Below are 20,431 nucleotides of genomic sequence, written 5' to 3'. Positions count from 1 at the left end.
AATACTAAGTAAGAAGGCAATGCTTTCTTATAATACACAAAATGGAGGTATATTATGTCTGAGACACCAATCATTCGTTTTGAGAATGTAAGCAAATATTATGATGCAGAAACAACCGTACTAACAGATATTAATTTTGAATTGGAACGTGGCAAGTTTTATACACTTCTTGGTCCATCCGGATGTGGTAAAACAACGATTTTGCGATTAATCGCAGGATTTATGCAACCATCTGGTGGAAATATTTATTTTAATGGAAAGTTAATCAATAATGTTCCTGCAAACGAACGCCAAGTTAATACAGTTTTCCAAGACTATGCACTATTCCCTCACTTAAATGTGTTTGAAAATGTAGCATTTGGTCTTCGTATTAAAAAACTAGGGAAACAAGAGATCCAAGAAAAAGTGTTAGAAGCACTAAAATTTGTTAACTTATCAGGATATGAAAATAGAGAAATTGCAGAAATGTCTGGTGGACAAAGACAGCGTGTAGCAATTGCTCGTGCAATCGTCAATGATCCGGAAATCATTTTACTAGATGAGCCACTTTCGGCTTTGGACTTAAAGCTCCGTTCGGAAATGCAATACGAGCTTCGTGAGCTGCAACAACGATTAGGCAAAACGTTTATCTTCGTTACGCATGACCAAGAGGAAGCATTAGCGATGTCCGATGAAATTTTCGTACTGAATGCAGGGAATATTGAACAAAGTGGAACACCGATGGACATTTACGATGAACCGATCAATCGATTTGTAGCAGATTTTATCGGAGAATCGAATATTGTTTCAGGTACAATGGTTGCCGATTTCCGTGTGCGAATTGGTGGAAAAGAATTTGAATGTGTCGACCAAGGACTAAATCCGAATGAAAATATTGATATTGTTATTCGACCTGAAGATTTAGAAATTACTTCTGTCGAAAAAGGGAAAATGAAAGTGAAAGTAGATACTCAATTGTTTAGAGGGGTTCACTACGAGCTATCTACCTATGATGATGAAGGAAATGAATGGCTTGTCCACTCTACGAAAAAAGCGGAAGTTGGAGAATTCATCGGGTTAGACTTTGATCCCGAAGCGATTCATGTTATGCGCCTAAACGAAACAGAAGAAGAATTTGATAAGCGACTTGAGTCTTACGGAGAAGACGCATATGCAAACTAAAAATACGAAAACATTTTATTTAATACCTTATTTTGCTTGGATATTATTATTTGTCATTGCACCAATCGCTCTAATTGCTTATTACTCTCTTTTCGATTTAAGCGGTAATTTTACATTAGACAATTATAAAAACTTCTTCACTTCTGTTTATTTAAAGTTAACACTTAGCTCTTTCTGGTATGCTTTTCTCATTACACTCTTTTCTTTATTAGTTGCATATCCAACGGCTTATTTAATAACGAAAACAAAACATAAACAATTATGGTTATTACTAATCATCATTCCATCATGGATTAATTTACTTTTAAAAACATACGCATTCATTGGAATTTTTGGTTTGTATGGTCCCATTAATGCATTTTTAAATGTATTTGGTTTTGGTGAAACTCAAATATTATTTACAGACTTTAGTTTTATTTTTGTATCTGTTTATATTTTCATTCCATTTATGATTTTGCCAATTTTTAATGCGCTAGATAAATTGAATCCATCGTTAATCGATGCGAGTAGAGATCTAGGTGCATCTAGTTGGACAACTTTTACAAAAGTTATCTTTCCACTAACGACAAATGGAGTGAAGGCTGGGATTCAAGCTGTATTCATCCCTTCCCTATCCCTTTTCATGATTACTCGATTGATCGCTGGAAATAAAGTTATTACACTTGGCACTGCAATTGAACAACAATTTTTAGTTACACAAAACTGGGGAATGGGTTCAACCATTGCCGTATTCTTAATCATATTTATGGTAATTGTGATGATTATTACAGGTCAAAGAGAAAAGGGGGCTACTTCTAATGGCAAGAACTAGTGTTGGAGCGAAATTTTACTTAGCCCTTATTTTCATTATTTTATATGCACCAATTTTGTATTTGATCTTTTATTCATTCAATAGCGGTGGAAGTATGAATAATTTCGAATCGTTTACTTGGGAACATTACGCTGCTGTTTTTTCCGATACCCGACTTATCATGATTCTGATCAATACAGTCATTGTTGCACTTCTTTCTGCTTTGATCGCAACAATCATTGGGGTATTTGGTTCGCTTGGCATTGTCTATATGCGCAACAAATCTATACGAAATTCTTTATTGTCTTTAAACAATGTGCTGATTGTCAGCCCTGACGTTGTAATTGGTGCTTCTTTCTTAATCTTGTTTACAATGATCGGCGTTAAATTAGGATTCGCGTCGGTGTTAATCTCGCATATTGCTTTTAGTATTCCAATCGTTGTATTAATGGTATTACCGAAGCTACAAGAGATGAATAGCTCGCTTATTGATGCGGCTGCAGACCTTGGTGCGACAAAAGGAGAAATTTTACGAAGAGTCATTATCCCTTTTATTAAACCCGGGATTTTTGCAGGTTTTTTTATGGCACTGACGTATTCACTGGATGATTTTGCGGTCACTTTTTTCGTAACAGGAAATGGATTTAGCACATTATCTGTCGAAATTTACTCGATGGCACGCGCTGGTATTACCTTAACGATCAATGCGCTATCTGGCATTATCTTTATCGTGACGATTCTCCTTGTGGTTGGTTATTACTTTATTAATCAAAGAGGGAAAAGCCCTGTTGGAATGGGGGTACGAAAATGAGAGATATTATAAAAGCATCCGTTGCAATTATTGTCGTATGTATCGCTTTGTTTTTTATAAATGACTATTTGGATAAAAGCTCAGGCAAAGCAAGCAGTGACACTGTGACTATTTACAACTGGGGAGAATATATTGACCCGGATTTACTGAAGCAATTTGAAGAGGAATCAGGATATCGCGTTATCTATGAAACATTCGATTCCAACGAAGCGATGATGACGAAAATCGAACAAGGTGGAACTTCGTATGATATTGCTGTTCCATCTGAATATGCCATTGAAAAAATGAAGGAAAATGACTTACTCTTACCGATTGATCATTCGAAAATTCCAAATCTAAAAAATATCGATCCTTACTTTTTAGATTTATCGTTCGATCCAAAGAATAAATATTCCATTCCTTATTTTTGGGGAACAGTAGGAATTGTATTTAACCCTTCTTTACTAGACGGTCAAACATTTGATAGTTGGGAATCACTTTGGGACCCTTCGTTAAAAGGACAAGTGTTGTTAGTCGATAGTGCCCGTGAAGTAATTGGCATGGGCTTAAACAGCTTAGGTTATTCATTAAACTCGACAGATGAAAACGAATTAGCAGAAGCGTTTGATAAGTTAACTAAACTGACACCTAACGTCAAAGCGATTATTGGAGATGAAGTCACTCAGTTGATGGTCAATGAGGAAGCTCCTGTAGCCTTAACATGGTCCGGTCAAGCTGCGGACATGATGTGGGAAAACGAAGAATTAGACTATGCAGTTCCTGAAGAAGGTTCGAATCTTTGGTTTGATAATATGGTTATTCCAAAAACTGCTGCGAATATAGATGGAGCACATGCATTTATTAACTTTATCCTAGATGCCGAAGTAGCTGCACAAAATGCGGATTATGTTGGGTATTCTATACCAAATGCTGCTGCAATTGAATTGATGGATGAAGAAGTTACTTCGGACGAACGATTTTATCCGACCGAAGAGACGAGAGATCATTTAGAAGTGTATAATAATCTCGGTCTTGAAATGCTTGGTCAATATAACGAGTTATTCTTAAAGTTTAAAATGGATATGAAATAAGAAATAGAGTTGCCTTTTCTTGGGCGGCTCTATTTCTTATTTTCCAAATTAACAATTATTAATTATTCGTGTCACGAAAGTTTTTATTCTTTCAGGAATATGGTAGAATCGATAGACATGTGAATGAAATTTTAGAAAGTAGGAATTTTATGGCGAAGAAATCATCACAATTTGCATTATACATATTGATGTTTAATATGTTTATCGCTATGGCAGGAATTGGTCTAGTTATTCCAGTTATGCCACAGTATTTAGAAACGTTTGGCGTAGCAGGTCAAGCACTAGGATTTATCGTCGCATCTTTTGCGTTAGGTCAGTTTCTTTTTTCACCATTGGCCGGTGATTTATCCGATACTTTTGGACGTAAAAAACTTATTATCGTTGGATTAGTCGTCTTTTCAGCCTCACAATTGTGGTTTGGCTTGGCAACCCACGAATGGATGCTATATGCAGCTCGATTTATTAGCGGCATTGGAGGAGCTTTTTTAATACCGGCGACTATGGCATTTGTAGCCGATATTACCACACTTGAAGAACGTGGGAGAGGAATGGGGCTGCTTGGAGCTTCCATGTCTTTAGGATTCATGATCGGACCAGCAATAGGTGGATTTTTGGCAAAGGTAAGTTTAACTTTCCCATTTTATATGGCCGCTATTGCAGCTATTCTATCTGCGGTTATTTCATTTATCATTTTACCAGATGTGAAGCATGCAATTGCTAATAATCCCAACGTTAAGAAAAAAAGCGAGAATATTCTTGTTCAAATGAAGAACTCTTTGAAAACACCATACTTTATGATGCTCGTTATTATTTTCGTATTTTCTTTTGGGATTGCCAATTTCCAAACAACGTTTTCTTTATATGTAGACCATAAATATAATTACACTCCCCAAGATATTGCCATTGTATTAACTTTCGGAGGATTGGCCGGTGTAATTGTACAAACGTTAATTGTCGATAAACTATTTAAACGGTATGGGGAATTGAATGTCATTTTAGTCAGTCTTGTTGGTGCAGCATTATCTTTACTAGCCTTTTTCTTAGTAGATGGATTCGTGCTTGTATTATTGATAGCAACCCTCTTCTCCACTGCAACGACTTTAATCCGTCCTGCTGTTAATACAGTCGTGTCGAAGCTTGCTGGAAACGAACAAGGTTTTGCAGCAGGTATGAATAATGCATATATGAGCTTAGGGAATATGGTTGGTCCAGCACTTGCGGGAATGTTTTTTGATATGAATTTAAATCTTCCCTTCGTTATCGGTGCGTTTATTCTTTTATGTTCATGGGCTATTACGATTATTTGGATTAAAAAGAAAAAACCAGTTATTATTTAAATTTATAAAAATAAGCGAGGAGAAAGTGACTAGTTCACTTTTCTCCTCGCTTGTTTTTATCCTTACTACTCTTGAATAAAATATAATCCAGTTGATATTCAAAACTTTTAGAAAGAATCAAAATTGAAAAAAGCATCCAAAACGACAGTTGTTTCCAGTTATCGTTTTGGACTTTTCTCATCTTAAAATAAATATTTTTATACTTTTCTAAATATTTTATGTTTACAATCATTTGATCTTATGATAATCTCAGTTTATAAATTAAAACCTGGTTTTATATAATAAACCATTAATAGAAAGGATTTTGAAATGGAAAAAAAATACTGGGTTCCATCCATTGAAAAAGTAGATAAAATTATAAACATTATCGCGAACTACCCCCATCAATATAGGCTTATCGATCTTTCAAAAGACTTGGAGATTAATAAGAGCTCTCTCTATTCTTTGTTAAATACTTTGGAAACGCTAGAATGGGTCAAAAAGGAAGCTGATGATACATATACGCTTGGATTGAGGATGGGTATTTTAGGTGCATTGTATTTTAGTCGCTTTGACCTTATTAGTACCTTTTCAACTGAAGCGGTTTCCACCGTTAAGAAATTAGATGAAACTGTCCAATTTTCCATTTTAGATGGAACGGATATCCTATACGTAGCGAAGAAAGAAGGATCTTCCCCGGTAAGACTTGCAACCGATCCGGGAATGAAACTACCCGCTCATTCAACAGCTATGGGAAAAGTACATTTATCAAAATATCCTTTTGAGCAGCTTCAAGAATTATATGCAGGCGTACCCCTTCTATCTAGAACATCAAAGACAGTCAATTCTTTAGAAAAGCTATGGCAACAAATTGAAACTATTGATGATAACGGTTTCATTTGGGAATTTGAAGAAGCTGTTGACGGATTCACTTGTTTAGCTGCTCCAATCAAAAATCAGGCAAATGATATTATTGCTGCTGTAAGCGTCACACTTCTAATAAATAGATATGATGAAAAAAGAGAGATCGCAGAACAAGAAATTATCGATTTGGCACAGCGAATTTCTTTGAAAGCTGGGTTCATCCCTTCAGCTTCAAAATAGATAGTTGATTTAGTGGTTTCATCGGGGTATAGCCATATTTAACGGTGTTTTCGTACTCCCTTAAACTGGATTACCTCTAACAATATACGAATAAGGTGGTAGTGCGATGAAAATTATGAAAACAGTTAACAGGATTCCAGGAGGGCTGATGGTCATTCCTCTCTTTGTAGGGGCACTCATCAATACGTTATTTCCTACTGGAGCTGAGGATTTAGGTTCGTTTACACTAGGCCTTGCATCGGGAACAACACCGATTTTGGCAGTGTGGTTTGTCTGTTTAGGAGCTTCCATTTCACTAAAGTCAACCGGCGTCGTTTTAAGGAAATCTGGAACACTACTAGTAACAAAAGTAGGAGTTGCTTGGATTGCTGCCTATTTATCTGCACAATTTTTAGGTAATGGAATGGTAGAATCAGGATTTTTTGCAGGCTTGTCTACCTTGGCATTAGTCGCTGCAATGGATATGACCAATACTGGATTATATGCTTCGCTCATGGGTCAGTATGGGACAAAAGAAGAAGCTGGCGCCTTTGTCTTGATGAACATTGAATCTGGTCCACTAATGACAATGATTATTTTAGGAACAGCTGGGATTGCTTCCTTTGATCCAAGGTTGTTAGTTGGAATTGTTTTACCCTTTATTATTGGCTATATACTAGGTAATTTAGATGAGGAGGTTCGAGAATTTTTAAGCAAAGGGATTCCTGTGTTAATTCCTTTCTTCGCTTTTTCATTGGGGAGCAGTATCCAGTTAACCGTTATTCTGGAAACAGGATTACTCGGAATACTATTTGGTTTGTTTGTTATTATAACTACGGGGATTCCCCTTATTATTACAGATATTTTAATCGGTAAAGGGAATGGTACAGCCGGAATTGCCGCTTCCAGTACTGCAGGAGCTGCGGTCGCAACACCAATGTTAGTTGCTGAAATGGTTCCAGAATTCGCACCGGTTGCACCAGCAGCAACAGCTTTAGTCGCTACTTCTTTAATCGTGACATCGATTGTTGTTCCGATTATTACCGGTTTATACGCGAAAAAAGCAGGAAAAGTTAAGTTTTTCAGAAAGAGAATGAAAGCTGAAGTTCAAAAAGAAATTGCTACATGATACGCAAGCACTGGGAATGCACGCGTATCACGCAACAACACATACAAAATAAGCATAACACAATAAAATTTCGAAGGGAATGGAATTCAATATGTTTAAAGGGATATATACTCCAAGTATTACAATATTAGATGAAAATGGTAAGTTTGATTTTCCAAATATGGAAACGCATATAAATAATTTAATTGAAAATGGAATTAACGGAATCTTGTTTTTCGGTAGTATTGGCGAATTCTTCAATTTTAGTTTAGAAGAGAAAAAGCAACTGGTCGATTTTGTAGTAGAAAAAGTGAACAAAAGAGTTCATGTATTAATCGGCGTAGGCGGAACAAATATGGATGAAGTATTAAATCTAGCAACTTACTGTGAAAAAGCAGAGGTTGACGGTCTTGTTATTATCTCTCCATATTATTTCGGACCTACAGAAGCTACTGCTGAAAAGTTCTTTGGAACAATCGCTGAATCAGTAAATTTACCAATCATGTTATATAATTTCCCAGATCGTTCTGGAAATGATTTAAGTCCTGATCTAGTTTACAAGTTAGCATTAGAACATAAAAACATTGTTTCCATCAAGGATACAGTTGATAATATTAGCCACACAAGAAAGATTATTCAGAAGGTCAAAGCAGAAAGACCGGAGTTTACCGTTTTATCTGGATTTGACGAATATTATGTCGTGAACCGAATTTCAGGTGGAGACGGAGTATTAAGCGGATTAACGAACGTTGCACCTAAGCTTTTCGCTACTTTACATGAAGCCTATGAGAATAAAGATTTTGTAACTGTAGAAAAATGCGCTCACCAAGTGTCTATATTAATGAAACTCTATGATACGACTGATTTATTCGTTACAGGCATTAAAGCTGCAGTAAAAGCTAAAGGTCTGGATATCTCAGCTTATACAAAAGAACCTTCTATTCAGCTAACGGAAGAACAATTCGAAAATATTAAAAAGATTCTTGATGAGGTAAATGAATTACTGCTTGTTTAATTCCTCTCATTAAAAACAGCAAACACCCCAAGCAAATATGTTCATTTGCCTCGGGTGTTTACATTTGGTTGCTTTCATTGTATATTTAGTTGCTTTCGACTAGAATTTGGTTGCTCTCCACTTTAAATTAGTCGCTTATCGTATCTAATTAGTTGCCCTTAACCATTTCTTACCGTTTCTTCTTCCCTTTCACAAGCTTTTCCACATTACTTGTTCCAACAGTGGTCTCTACAATGTTCTTTTTCTTACCACTCCTATTTAACGGTGCGAATAATTGATTGAAACCAAATCTGCGAATTGTAATATCGATGAAAAATAACACGATTGCTGCGAAAATTAGCATTTGTTGTATCGATTGTCGCTCTGAACTTTTTAAATCGATTGTTCGGAATACGTCAGATGCTTCGGTAAGAATTTTACCACCTGCTCGATTTGCAATCATCTCTAGCTTATTTGTATTTGGCTTCTGTACTTTGTATTCTTCACTATATGGAATGGAAATACCTGCTTGATAAACGGCATCTTGCTCATTGGACACTCGGAAAAATACAAGTCCTGGATCGCTTTCTACGGTTACACGTGATTTACCTGGCGCAAGTGGTTCAGATGTAATCGGGAGTTCTTCTCCTTTTTCATTGACCGCTGCTACTTCTAGAAAAGAGGATTTCCCTGAAGGATCCGTTACCGTATAACTACCGTCGCTCGCTTTTTGAATCGTAAAAGGTACTTCGCTATAGGCAGGTAATAAGCGTGAGACAGCTGTGTTCCAAAAGTCTCCCCAACGATTCCATCTAGCAAAATCACCGCTCCACGCTCCTGTAGAATCCGAAGTGAAAGCCATCGTTCTTCCTAATCCATACATCCACTCTACAAGTACTGGATCTTCTTTTTCACTTTCGGCAATAATCGATGCCGTTTGCTTTGGTGTCGTTGCAATATAGGCGTTCATTTGTGGAACTCCATCTGTAAATAAACTAGTCCATGCGGCATCGCCATAAATAATCGGATAAAAAGGATTATCTTCAATATAGGTTCTGGAAATCATCGCCGTTTCTGTAGACATGATAGCTGGAATAGTCGATTCATCTACTACATCGTAGAATGTTCCCCCTCCCATTTCGGCTAAACTTTCTAGGAGTCCTCTATCCGCATCTTGCCCAACTGCTACGGTGGACACGGTAACTAAATCTTTTGCTCCTTCTTCGATTAACGTTTGGTAATCACCATTGGAAGCAGATTGTCCATCTGTTAACAAAATGACATGCTTACGCTGTAATTTTAACGGAGCCAAGTTTTCGTAAGCTAATGCTAAACTCGAGTATATTTCCGTCCCCCCGCCTACTCCAACTGATAAAATCGTATCTAGAGCGGTTTGTTTATCTAAAAGAGGGGCGGTTTCGATTATTTCCCAAGGACGATCATCAAATGCGATAAATCCTAATGTATCCCCTTCCCTAAGCATTTCAACCGAACGAGCTGCAGCTTCTTTTGCATAGTCAAACTTAGAGCCGCTCATACTTCCTGAACGGTCCATAACAATGACAAGACCGAGCGAGGGTAGCTGATGCTTTCCTTTTATCTCCATTTCGACTGGCAATAGTTTTTCAATTGGTGTTTTAAAGTATCCACCTAAACCAAAACTATTTGTTCCTCCGACCATCATAAAGCCAACTCCGAAGTTTTTCACCGCTTGCTCAATGACCGTCATTTTTTGTTCCCCTACCACATGACCTGGAACATTATCAAAAATAATGGCATCGTATGATAAATAATTCGATAAATCAAATGGCAGTGCGTTTGCATCTATCACATCGGTTTGAATAGCTGCTTGGTCAATAACGGTCGGAATATTAGAGTGGTTCCCATCATGTGTGACAACTAACAGATGAGGAGAACTTTCCACATTTGTTACACTCGTCAATTTGTTATTCTCTATTAATCCATCGCCATTCACGACGACTTGGACTTCATACTTTAATAACCCTTCACCAGTCGAGGCATTACGAAACGTAAAACTATTTGAACCTTGTTCTAGTGTTATTTGCTCCCGTGATAGCAATTGATCGTTTTCATAGAGCAACAATTCACCCGTTGTATTGGTCGTCGCTTCTAATTGAACATTCAGTTGCTGCTGCTCCCCTTCAAAGGCAACAGGTGGTGTTTCAAACGACGTAATCGCCACATCTTCCGATGATACTCGCTCAAGTTGGACAACATCAATTGTCACGTTTCCACCAGCAATTTTTAAAAGTTCATCTTGCACCGCCCCACTTGTTTCTAATCCATCCGTGAAAAGAACGATTCTAGTTGCTTTCGATGGTTCTACAATTCCAGTGGCCAGTTGCAATGCTCTTGCGATATCTGTGTTACCCGGTGCTTTCATCGGTGTAAAAACCGGCAGATTAACTTCACCAGCAGTTAAAGATACTTCTGATTGAAAGTCTTCTGCAAATGTATACACGCCTACCAGCTGGGTATTTTTCCGCGAGTCTAAGCTTTGTTCGATAAACGTTGTCACTTGGTTATTGGTCCCTTGCACAGAAGCGGATCGGTCGATTAAGAAAAGCACTTGTTCTTCTTTAATCGGCAATAAAAGATAAGGATTAGTCAATCCTAACACTAAACAAAGAATAGCAACTAATCGAAGAAAAAAAACAACCTTTCCTTCTTTTCGAAAAACTTTCTTTTCTTTTTTCCATGTCCACATAAAATAAATCACAATTGGAACGAATAACAATAGCCAAAGTGGTTGGTCAACTCGTAAATCCACGTCGTCTTTGCACCTCCCACTCTATGACAAATAATAACAATAATAGTAGTAATATATATGGTACAAATGAATGTTGAGAATAATTTTCGCTCATTTCTACCTGCTCGCCGCTTACTTTATACGTCTCGCCCTTTACAATTTCTTTCTCTTTTTGAGAGAGAGAAACGGCGAAGTTTTTTTCCACATCATTTGAACGAAGTACGTATAGCCCTGGTTTTTTCGGTGCTATAAATGCCCCCCCATTTTCAATCGAATATTGATAGGAATCATCCAGTGTATATATTTCCCATTCACTTACTGCACTTCCTAATGATTGAGGTTTTCTTTCATTTGGAGTGAACGTACCTAAATACGTATTGCCAGCAGATAATTGTTCCTTCACACTCCACATAAATAGCGGGAACGAGGGATGAAGCGGCCAATCAGTCATTTGAATATCCGCTAACACGACAATATCCCCACGAGGAGAAACTTGCATAAACGGTACATCCCCAACTGTTGCAATCGTTGTATATCCTTGAATTGCAGGGTATACGCCACTCACATAAATATCGGATAAATTGGCGAAAGAAAAAAGTGGATGTTCGGTTGTTTGTACTGCACCATTTACTTCTAACGCATTTACATCATTTCTACCGATGAATAAGTGAGGCCGGTCTAGTTGATCTAAAAGTCCAAATTGATTCGTAACGACAATACCTTCTTCTGCCAATAACCCTATTTGTTCAGTCGGTACGCTGCTAACTTCAATATCCATCGCTTGAAATGCAGTCCTCACTAGTGAATGTAAACCACTATCAATAAACACTTTCGATAATTGATCTTGCATAAATACGGTCATTGTATTGTCTAATGCATATCCATCTTTTGCACTTAAAGATGCTTTTAAAAAAGTGGATTCCGCTAATTCATCAAATGACAGTGTGATTGTTTCATTTGGTGGAATTGTGACGTTCTCCTTCAATAAATTCTTTTGTTCATTTGCTATGGACAATTCTGTTATTTGTTCCTTATCGGATTGATTTTCTAATTGTATCAATGCTGATATACCAGTATTGGTTTTAGTGGCTCCGAATCGTTTCATCGATAGGTTAGCTACTTCAGACGTTAGTCCTTCGATATTCCAACTGACATTTTCATATTGCAAAGGTAATTCTTTTCGATCTAATACATCCGTAAAAATATAAACAGAAGTTGCTTTATGCTGAAAAAAGGATTGGGCAAAATCTAATGATTTCGACATATTTTCCTCTTCATAACTAACTTCCAATTTTTCAATCTCGCTCTTTATTTGATCAATATTCGTTTCCGCACGAACTACAACAATTGGTTCATTGCCAGTTGTGATAATTGTGAGCGGCTTACCTGATAAGCTTTCTGCAAGCTCGCGCATTTGTTTTTTATGCTCCTCAAAAAGAGTCGATTCATTCTCAGTCTCTACTTCCATCGTTGCAGAAGTATCTACAACAAAGACAATTTGTTCCCCTGCAAGCGCCTTCGTTTTCCAAAAAGGTTGAAGTAAAGCAAAAACAAGTAAAATCATCGCAATCATTTGCAAGTAAAACAAAGCATTTCGTTGTAAATGCTGCAAATAAGGAGACGCTTTCGTTTCTCTCATTACTTCTTGCCAAAAAAGTGTAGAGGAAACGGGCTGCTTTGCATACTTTTTTCGGAAGAAATAATAAAGTAATACAGCTATCGGAAAAACAGCTGTCCATAAAAATAGTAGTTGATTAAAACCCAAGTAGTCTCACCTCATTGCACCCAATTTGCACGTAATAGTTGTTGAAACAGTACATGCGAAATGCCATCATTAGCATTTACTTGAAGTAATCTTGCTCCGAATTTATTACATAATAGTTCCAGTCCATGTTGATGTAATTTTCTCTTTTCTTCATAAGATTCGAGTACCCTCGAAGATATGGATACATTTAATTGATCCGATGTTTCTACATCCACTACTTGCACGTCCCCTGTATAAGTTGGGGCTAATTCATCATTTGTTACTACTTGTAAAATACGAATATCTCCCGCGAATTTTGGTAGCTTCCGAAGTAATCTTTCCCAAGATTCCAAACTTTCCAGACAGTCCGAAATAACAAACAAAACGGTGCTGTCTTTAGGTAAAAATGAAATGGCCTTTTCGGAAAATGAAGAAGTCATGATAGGTTCTTTTAAATCGGAAATTGTCTGCGTAAAAGCTTTCCGATAAGTAGCACCTTTTCGTCTAAATGGTGGCTTCAAGTCATCATTCACCGCTGAAAAAGATAAGCGATCATCACGTTGTAAGACGAGAATACCGAGAGATACCGCAAGCTGTTTAGCAAAGGTCCACTTTAGTGGATCACTCATGGACTTCGTACAATCAAGTAATATATGTACGCGCATTTCTTGTTCATCTAAAAATCGTTTGATGAAATACTTATCCGTTCTCGCATAGACATTCCAATCTATTTGGCGCACATCATCACCCGGACTATACTCTCTAAAATCAGAGAAATCTAGTGAGGCCCCGAAGCGTTGGGAACGATGTGAGCCTTTATGTTGTCCGCGCAATTTAGATTTCGTAGAAATGGATAAACTACTTAGTTTCCTAGCCCAATCTTTTGGCACTATAGCGTTCGTACTCATACGCTTTGTCCTTGTTTAATCGTTTGCAAGACGATATCTACTAGTTCATCTGCTGTTTTTCCTTCTGCTTCTCCCTCGTAATTTAGTAATAAACGATGTCGGAGCACTGGTTTGGCAACAGATTTAATATCCGCAATGGATACATGATAACGCCCGGCAACTAAAGCCCGTGCTTTTGCAAGCTTTATAAGACTTTGCAAACCACGAGGTCCACTCCCGTACTGTACATATTGTGCAACTTCTGGAATGATCGCTGCTTCTGGATGGGTGGCAGCTACTAGATCCACTGCATACTCAAGCATATCATCTGCTATTAATACTTCTTTTACCATTTGTTGAGCGTGTACAATTTCTGTTGCGTTCATTATTTTATTCAACTGAATGGACTCCCCGCCTGTCGTTCGCTTTGTAATTTCCATCAGTTCTTCTTTTGTTGGATAAGAAACAAGGATTTTACAAAGAAATCTGTCCATTTGTGCTTCTGGTAATGGATATGTCCCTTCCATCTCAATGGGGTTTTGAGTCGCAAGAACGAAGAATGGTTTATCCATTTGCTTCGTTTCTCCAAGCACCGTTACTGTTTTTTCACCCATTGCTTCTAAAAGTGCACTTTGTGTTTTCGGCGTTGCCCGGTTTATCTCATCTGCTAAAACCATTTGACTAAAAATTGGTCCTTTTTGAAAAGTAAATTGCTGTTTTCCGTTTTCCAATCGTTCAATCATACTCGTTCCGGTAATATCAGATGGCATTAAATCGGGGGTGAACTGAATTCTAGAAAAAGATAAATCCAGTACTTCTGAAATAGTTCGAATAAGCATTGTCTTCCCTAACCCAGGCAATCCTTCTAATAAAGCATGACCATCGGCTAGAACACAATAAATGGAAAATTCTACAGCTTCTTTTTGACCTACGATAAATTGACCTATTTCCGCTCGAACTTCTTCTAAGCGTTTACTTATATTTGTGTAATCCTCTGTTGTAAAAGTCATTATGATCCTCCATTATTCACTATTTTCAACGGTTGAAAAATAATCTTGAACGATTCGCTGTAAATCCGATGGTAACTGCATGCGCTCAGAGCTTTTTATATAGGAATCCGCGTACTCATTAACTACTTCTTCATATGGCTTTGCTGTTCCGCGTGTCACTGGTACTTCTCCAGCTTGCTCACTAGCAGCTTCTCCTTCTCCTAGCTGACCACCATCTACAGAAGTGTCACCAGTTCCACCGATTCTTGTTGGAATGGAAAGGAGATTTCTTCCACCGGAACCCTTACCTGCTCCTGAGCCTTGACCTGAACCAGATCCTTGCCCTGTCCCTTGACCCTGTCCTTGGCCCTGTCCTTGACCTTGGCCTTGGCCTTGGCCTTGGCCTTGACCTTGACCTTGCCCTTGGCCTTGACCCTGTCCTTGGCCTTGACCCTGTCCTTGATTTTGACTCTGACCTTGGTTTTGGTTTTGGTTCTGACTCTGTCCTTGACCCTGGCTTTGATTTTGCCCCTGACTTTGATTTGACTGATTAGGGCTTTTCTGCGTATTTGTGCTTGATCCATTTTGTGCTATTTCATTTGAAGTAAAAGGAAATGATTTTCCCATCTTGCTTAAAGCAGTTTGAGAAGTAGCAGCACTTTTCGATAGAGCACTTACCGTATCTTCTAAAGAAGCGAGCTCTTTTTGTTCTTCAGCTGTAAGAGATGATTCCGAAGAGCCCTCTTGTTCTGCAAGCTCCTTCTTTTTTTCTAATTTTTGTTCTTTTAGAGCTAATTCTTTTTGCTTTTTCACCGTTTCACGTAATGCTTCTTCTGCCGTTTCTACTTCTTTTAGCTTCTCTTTTAATTCCTTCAATTCTTTTTTGACTGACGTAGCTAATTCTTTTTTCTCTAATTTTTCTACTTCTTTTTTCATTTCTTTTACGATTTGATTTTCTTTCTCCACATCTTTCGCTTCTAGCTGAGTAGCCGCAGGGAAGGCATATAGTACAAGAACAGCAGCAAAGGAAATAACGAATCCAATCATCCATTTAGGCTGAATAAATCGCTTTTCCCTTTTCTTAAACAGCAAAAATGCTTTTTCACTATGCTGATCTGTTTTTTCTAATAACGGTTTTATGAGTGGAGACTTATCATGTATTAAAGAAATGGATGTTAACAATAAATTATCCGGAAAGAAAGCATCTAATATTCGAGTTGCCTTTTCACTGGAAGGTCTTTTCCAAAATGCATACGTAAATACAGCGATAAAAACGATGCTACCAATGATTGTTGCAGTACGAATATAATAGGGGAACACGAATAATCTAGAGACGAGTAGAATAGCCGCAGCAGAAGCAAACCCATAAAACAATGCCGCTTGTAGCATTCTAATATAATGTTCCAATGCAAGAAGACTTCTCGCTTTCCCAATAGAACGAACTAATTTATAAGGGCTATTCATCTAAGCATCCACCTCATCTAGTATGCTTCATATTGACACGTAATTTTTTCACCGCAATAAAAATCGAGAGTACTGTTATACAAATATAGAAAATCGTATATCCAATCCAAATCGGTAGATCTACTTTCGTTGATTCCGTTATAAAGCTATCCGAACCTGGCGAAATTAATGTAAGCATTAAAACAACCGGATTTATACTTGCAAAAAAATGAGCGATAGGTGATGAAGCAAGTGTACCTGCTGCCATGCTATTCATGCCAGTTATGACTAAGTAAATAAACCCAGTTACCCCAGCCAAGAAAATCATCGTTCCATAAGTCGCAATCATCGCTACAATCGTTTTACGAATAATCGTAGAGTACATGATACCAATCCCGCCAATGGCAAGCATCGTTAAAAAGAAAAATAAGAAAATAATGCCCAGTTGTCCAGGTGATACCCCTCCAAAAAGGAAAACTAAACTATAAATAGGTAAACCAGATACTACTAATAACAAAAGAAAAGCGATCGACGACGTTAACTTCCCGAAAATAATTTGAAAAGAAGTTTGAGAAGTGGTCAATAAAATATTTAACGTTTGCTTCTCCCGTTCCGAACTAATGGCACCTGCAGTTAAGCCGGGGGTGATAAAAAGAATAAGCCCTAGCTGAATATAGGATAGCATCGCAAACATGAAGAAACTTTCTTCTGGTCGGAAATATCCAGTTCCAGTAAAGGAAGTAGTCAGCATGATAAAACCAAATACAAATATACACATCGCGATTAAGTAAAAGAGAATACCCGTAAAGCTTTTTAACGAGCGAAAGCGAAGTTTTATTTCTTTTACTAATACTGGATTTGCTAGTAACTGCTTCACCCTATTTCACCCCTTTCGTAATTTCCATGAAGACATCTTCTAAGTCTGTTTCTGTTTCTGAGAATGAAACTATTTTTAAAGAATGATCTAATGCCTTTTTTAACAAATTGATTTGATCTTCTTCTGTGCCTCTGTACGTAAAGGTAATGGCATTTTTCTCCGTTTCTACTTCTACTTTAGAAACAAAAGGATCTTCCTCGAAAAAGTGAACCGCATTTTCTAATAATCCTTTCACCTTCACCGTTATTTGCTTTTCACCGGCAAGCTGTGCTTGAATATCTCCTACGGAACCATGTGCTATTAGTCTGCCTCCATCGATTACGCCTATTTCATCACACATTTCTGCTAGCTCCGGTAATATATGGGAGGAAATTAGAATCGTTTTACCCATCCCTTTTAATTGTCTAAGTATATCTCGCATTTCGACACGAGCTCTTGGATCTAGGCCAGAAGCCGGCTCATCAAGAATTAATACTTTCGGATCATGAATAAGCGAACGTGCTAAACATAAACGTTGTTTCATCCCACGAGAAAGTAAATCGACGTAGTCATAACGCTTATGACTTAAATTGACTAGCTCTAGCAATTGAGGTATTAAAACCTCTCTTTCTTTTTCCGAAATACCGTAGCTTGCTCCATAAAAATCTAAATACTCATTTGCTTTTAACTGATCATAAACCCCGAAAAAATCGGGCATATAGCCAATTTGCTTTCGCACTTCATGTGCATCCGTTTTTACACTTTTTCCATTGACAAAAGCATCACCAGACGTCGGTTGAAGAAGTGTAGCCAATATCGAAAAAGTAGTAGATTTCCCTGCCCCATTCGCTCCTACGAATCCAAATACAGTTCCTTCTTCTAGCGTAAGGTTTAAATCATTCAATGCATAAAAAGAGCCATATTTCTTTGTTAATCCTTTTATTTCGATCATTGCGTAACCTCCCCTTTCAGTCGCACCTCTGGCAGTCTTGTGTATTGATTACCGTCGACAGATTTTTTAAGAAGTTTATAATAAATCTCGCCTGCATCATTAATATAATGTTGGATATTTTCCGTAGTAGTGAATCTACTTTCACTTATTTCTTCGAAGCTTTGTGTTTCTATATTCCATATTTCAATTGTATGAGAATTTCGGTCGGTATTGGCGATTTGTAATTGTGCCCATTTTACTTTATCTACCGGGATTGTGTCTGGAATTTTCCAATACACATTATATTCACCATCGTCTAAATACCATTCCAAACTGTTGTTCATGACCGGTTCCATATATTTACCATATTCATTTGTATTTACGTTGACAGTGAACATATTGGCTGGTAATACAAATTCTCCCGCAAAACTTGTTTCCGCTTTAAACGGCTGTATAAGTAAATGTAAAGCCGACATCTCGACTTTTTTATCTTTTAGCATGATAGGAACAATATTATCTTCTGCAAAACCAGTAAGAACAGGACTTTTTCCAAATTGGTCCCCCATTAAACTTGCAGAGTACATCGATTGCTTTCGTTGTTCAACTAGATCAATGGACGTTCCTGAGTTTATTCCATAATTTCTGCTAGCATACGGATTGGAAATCGGCATTAACATAACAGAGCTTAATTTTTTATTTACTTCCAGTTTTTCGCCTGGTTCAAGGTCACCTAATGGGATTAGTTTACTTCCAGACCAAACGGACACTTCTTTTACGACAAACGGAAAATTATTTTGAACTGTACCAGTAAGTTGACTTGCATCCACTCGAAGATTGACATCGAAATTTCCTACTTCCGGTATTTGTGTTTCCCCGAACAAAGAAGAAACAGACCAGTAACCTACATCTCTAAACGTCAACTCACTACTTGTTGCATGCTTTTCCATAATTGCATTTTCATACACATTTGGGGTTTGCCCCGTAAACGAATTAAAATTTCGCTTCGCAACCATCGTTGTAGTAGGAGGAGCCTCAAAAGTAAAATCACCACTTTTGTTACTTAAAATAGATTCTGCATAATACCCTTGCAAACTTTTATCTTCATTCACTTCTAAAAAAGAAGATTGTTGTACTTGTGGACGGGCAATGCGGTCTCTTGCCCCATAACCAAAAATAGCAGCCGAAGCAATGATTGCTGTAATCGGTATAATCCCCCATGCATATTCTCTTTTATCTTTTCTTTTCAATATGATATACAGTAAAGGCACAATAATAATCATATAAACGACTACGATGCCAATCATTAGGGGTGTTGAAACTTTAAAAGAACTAAATAAAGAATTCGTGTCGCCTAATTCATAAACGAGCTGGTCTTTACTATTATTATAGCCATACATGTTTGGCGTGTTTTGCACGTTAACTGACTGTAAAATCGTAGACATTAAATCGCTATAGACTGGATCTTTCGCTAATGGATCATCACCTAGAGAAAAAGTCGTTTGAATAATTGCCCCACTGCCTACTTGTTTCTTTCCTGCTAATATCGTTCCGTCTATTTTAAATAATGGTGTGGCCTCATTGCTTAAAGTAGAATTATAAACGGTTATATCATTGGATAATGTATTATTTGCCGTAACTGCACGCATATTTTCTGCAGTTAACGTTTGTGTAGTTGTTTCTAACGCTAGTGGTAGGTAATCCCCTAGTTTCCCCACTTCTGCAGTAAGGTTAGCTGATGCACCAATTACAATGTTTCCGCCAGTTTTAACATAATCAATAAGTGCTTGTTGCTGCGTATCAGCTAAATCCGCTAAAACAAATTCATCTAAAATAATATAGTCCGCCATTTCCCACGCTACAGCATCTGTTGGCAAAGAAAAATTGCTTAGTTGTGCAACATGGATTACTTCATCATTTAATTGGTTAGGCTGTTTGATTTGGTTCAATACCTTTAATCGGTCTGCACTGTCTGTCAGTGTGAGATAAAAAATAGTCGTTGGATCATAGAAATTAGTTCGTAAATTTTTTGTTCCTTTAAAATCAATCGACTTCCCTTTTTCCCATCCTCCTTCAAAAAAGTGGATAAGTTGCACATTGGACCCTTGATACATATAATCTTCTCCCAAGCCACCTACTGCCACTTGAACCGTTTTCGTTTCTCCTGCTCCAATTTCAAATGGAATAGCAAGTGCATTTCCTAGATTATACGACTCAACTGTATCTAACACGAGATCTCCAGAAAAAGCATCTCCTTTATTCTCAACAGTTAAGGTGATTGGTAGACCTTCTCCATATTTTGCTTTTCCATTAAATCCAGTTGTTACCTTTACATTTAAGTTAGGTGCCGCTAATGCACTTACTGTTGGCAATAATGTAAAATAGATAAATACTACTGAAATAAAAAGCACTAACTTCCGAATATGCATCGTATTTCCCCCTTTACTTCTTACTAATTAGTACGCTATTAACAGATGAAAG

The 20,431-nt window shown here is 37.5% G+C and carries 16 protein-coding genes; 8 read left to right on the top strand and 8 right to left on the bottom strand.

The window, feature by feature from the left end; translation table 11 throughout:
- Positions 1 to 54: 54 nt before the first annotated feature.
- From ACIQ38_RS04330 to ACIQ38_RS04295, 8 genes are all read left to right on the top strand, one after another.
- On the top strand, positions 55 to 1,161 hold the full coding sequence (locus ACIQ38_RS04330; RefSeq protein ID WP_402818482.1) for an ABC transporter ATP-binding protein: 1,107 nt from the start codon (positions 55 to 57) through the stop codon (positions 1,159 to 1,161).
- The gene (locus ACIQ38_RS04325) at positions 1,151 to 1,972 is read left to right on the top strand and encodes an ABC transporter permease (RefSeq protein WP_402818479.1); all 822 of its coding nucleotides are present in this window, start codon (positions 1,151 to 1,153) and stop codon (positions 1,970 to 1,972) included. Before ACIQ38_RS04330 ends, ACIQ38_RS04325 begins: the two co-directional genes overlap by 11 nt.
- Positions 1,959 to 2,762: an ABC transporter permease gene (locus ACIQ38_RS04320; protein ID WP_402818476.1), complete on the top strand. Its 804-nt coding sequence runs from the start codon at positions 1,959 to 1,961 to the stop codon at positions 2,760 to 2,762. Before ACIQ38_RS04325 ends, ACIQ38_RS04320 begins: the two co-directional genes overlap by 14 nt.
- Positions 2,759 to 3,832, top strand: coding sequence for an ABC transporter substrate-binding protein (locus tag ACIQ38_RS04315; protein ID WP_402818474.1), 1,074 nt, complete (start codon positions 2,759 to 2,761; stop codon positions 3,830 to 3,832). The genes ACIQ38_RS04320 and ACIQ38_RS04315 overlap by 4 nt, the downstream gene beginning before the upstream one ends.
- A gap of 149 nt (positions 3,833 to 3,981) precedes the next feature.
- Positions 3,982 to 5,169: an MFS transporter gene (locus ACIQ38_RS04310; RefSeq protein WP_402818471.1), complete on the top strand. Its 1,188-nt coding sequence runs from the start codon at positions 3,982 to 3,984 to the stop codon at positions 5,167 to 5,169.
- 309 nt (positions 5,170 to 5,478) lie between these two features.
- Positions 5,479 to 6,252: an IclR family transcriptional regulator gene (locus tag ACIQ38_RS04305; RefSeq protein WP_402818468.1), complete on the top strand. Its 774-nt coding sequence runs from the start codon at positions 5,479 to 5,481 to the stop codon at positions 6,250 to 6,252.
- Positions 6,253 to 6,358: 106 nt separating this feature from the next.
- Positions 6,359 to 7,360 (top strand): 2-keto-3-deoxygluconate transporter, encoded by a 1,002-nt coding sequence (gene kdgT / locus ACIQ38_RS04300; protein ID WP_402818465.1) that lies wholly within the window; start codon positions 6,359 to 6,361, stop codon positions 7,358 to 7,360.
- A gap of 91 nt (positions 7,361 to 7,451) precedes the next feature.
- Positions 7,452 to 8,354 (top strand): dihydrodipicolinate synthase family protein, encoded by a 903-nt coding sequence (locus ACIQ38_RS04295; protein ID WP_402818462.1) that lies wholly within the window; start codon positions 7,452 to 7,454, stop codon positions 8,352 to 8,354.
- Positions 8,355 to 8,523: 169 nt separating this feature from the next.
- On the opposite strand, the gene ACIQ38_RS04290 is transcribed toward ACIQ38_RS04295, so the two are convergent.
- The 8 genes from ACIQ38_RS04290 to ACIQ38_RS04255 are packed head-to-tail and all read right to left on the bottom strand — an operon-like array spanning position 8,524 to position 20,379.
- A complete protein-coding gene (locus ACIQ38_RS04290; RefSeq protein WP_402818459.1) occupies positions 8,524 to 11,124 on the bottom strand; it encodes a VWA domain-containing protein in 2,601 nt (866 codons plus the stop codon).
- Complete coding sequence (locus ACIQ38_RS04285; protein WP_402818456.1) at positions 11,108 to 12,868, bottom strand: vWA domain-containing protein; 1,761 nt, start codon at positions 12,866 to 12,868, stop codon at positions 11,108 to 11,110. The genes ACIQ38_RS04290 and ACIQ38_RS04285 overlap by 17 nt, the downstream gene beginning before the upstream one ends.
- 11 nt (positions 12,869 to 12,879) lie before the next feature.
- Positions 12,880 to 13,755: a DUF58 domain-containing protein gene (locus ACIQ38_RS04280; RefSeq protein ID WP_402818453.1), complete on the bottom strand. Its 876-nt coding sequence runs from the start codon at positions 13,753 to 13,755 to the stop codon at positions 12,880 to 12,882.
- Positions 13,752 to 14,744: an AAA family ATPase gene (locus tag ACIQ38_RS04275; RefSeq protein ID WP_402818450.1), complete on the bottom strand. Its 993-nt coding sequence runs from the start codon at positions 14,742 to 14,744 to the stop codon at positions 13,752 to 13,754. Before ACIQ38_RS04275 ends, ACIQ38_RS04280 begins: the two co-directional genes overlap by 4 nt.
- Before the next feature lie 12 nt (positions 14,745 to 14,756).
- Positions 14,757 to 16,187: a hypothetical protein gene (locus tag ACIQ38_RS04270; protein ID WP_402818447.1), complete on the bottom strand. Its 1,431-nt coding sequence runs from the start codon at positions 16,185 to 16,187 to the stop codon at positions 14,757 to 14,759.
- Between the two features lie 13 nt (positions 16,188 to 16,200).
- Positions 16,201 to 17,043 (bottom strand): ABC transporter permease, encoded by an 843-nt coding sequence (locus ACIQ38_RS04265; RefSeq protein ID WP_402818444.1) that lies wholly within the window; start codon positions 17,041 to 17,043, stop codon positions 16,201 to 16,203.
- 1 nt (position 17,044) lies between these two features.
- Positions 17,045 to 17,974 carry an ABC transporter ATP-binding protein gene (locus ACIQ38_RS04260; protein ID WP_402818441.1) on the bottom strand — a complete coding sequence of 310 codons (930 nt, stop codon included), beginning with the start codon at positions 17,972 to 17,974 and terminating at the stop codon, positions 17,045 to 17,047.
- Positions 17,971 to 20,379 (bottom strand): hypothetical protein, encoded by a 2,409-nt coding sequence (locus ACIQ38_RS04255; RefSeq protein WP_402818438.1) that lies wholly within the window; start codon positions 20,377 to 20,379, stop codon positions 17,971 to 17,973. The genes ACIQ38_RS04260 and ACIQ38_RS04255 overlap by 4 nt, the downstream gene beginning before the upstream one ends.
- Positions 20,380 to 20,431 lie beyond the last annotated feature (52 nt).

This window comes from Psychrobacillus sp. NPDC096389 (assembly GCF_044762855.1).
In the GTDB taxonomy this organism is placed as follows: Bacteria; Bacillota; Bacilli; order Bacillales_A; family Planococcaceae; genus Psychrobacillus.
Note: the sequence above shows the minus strand (reverse complement) of the source record. Positions and strands in the feature narration are given on the sequence as shown.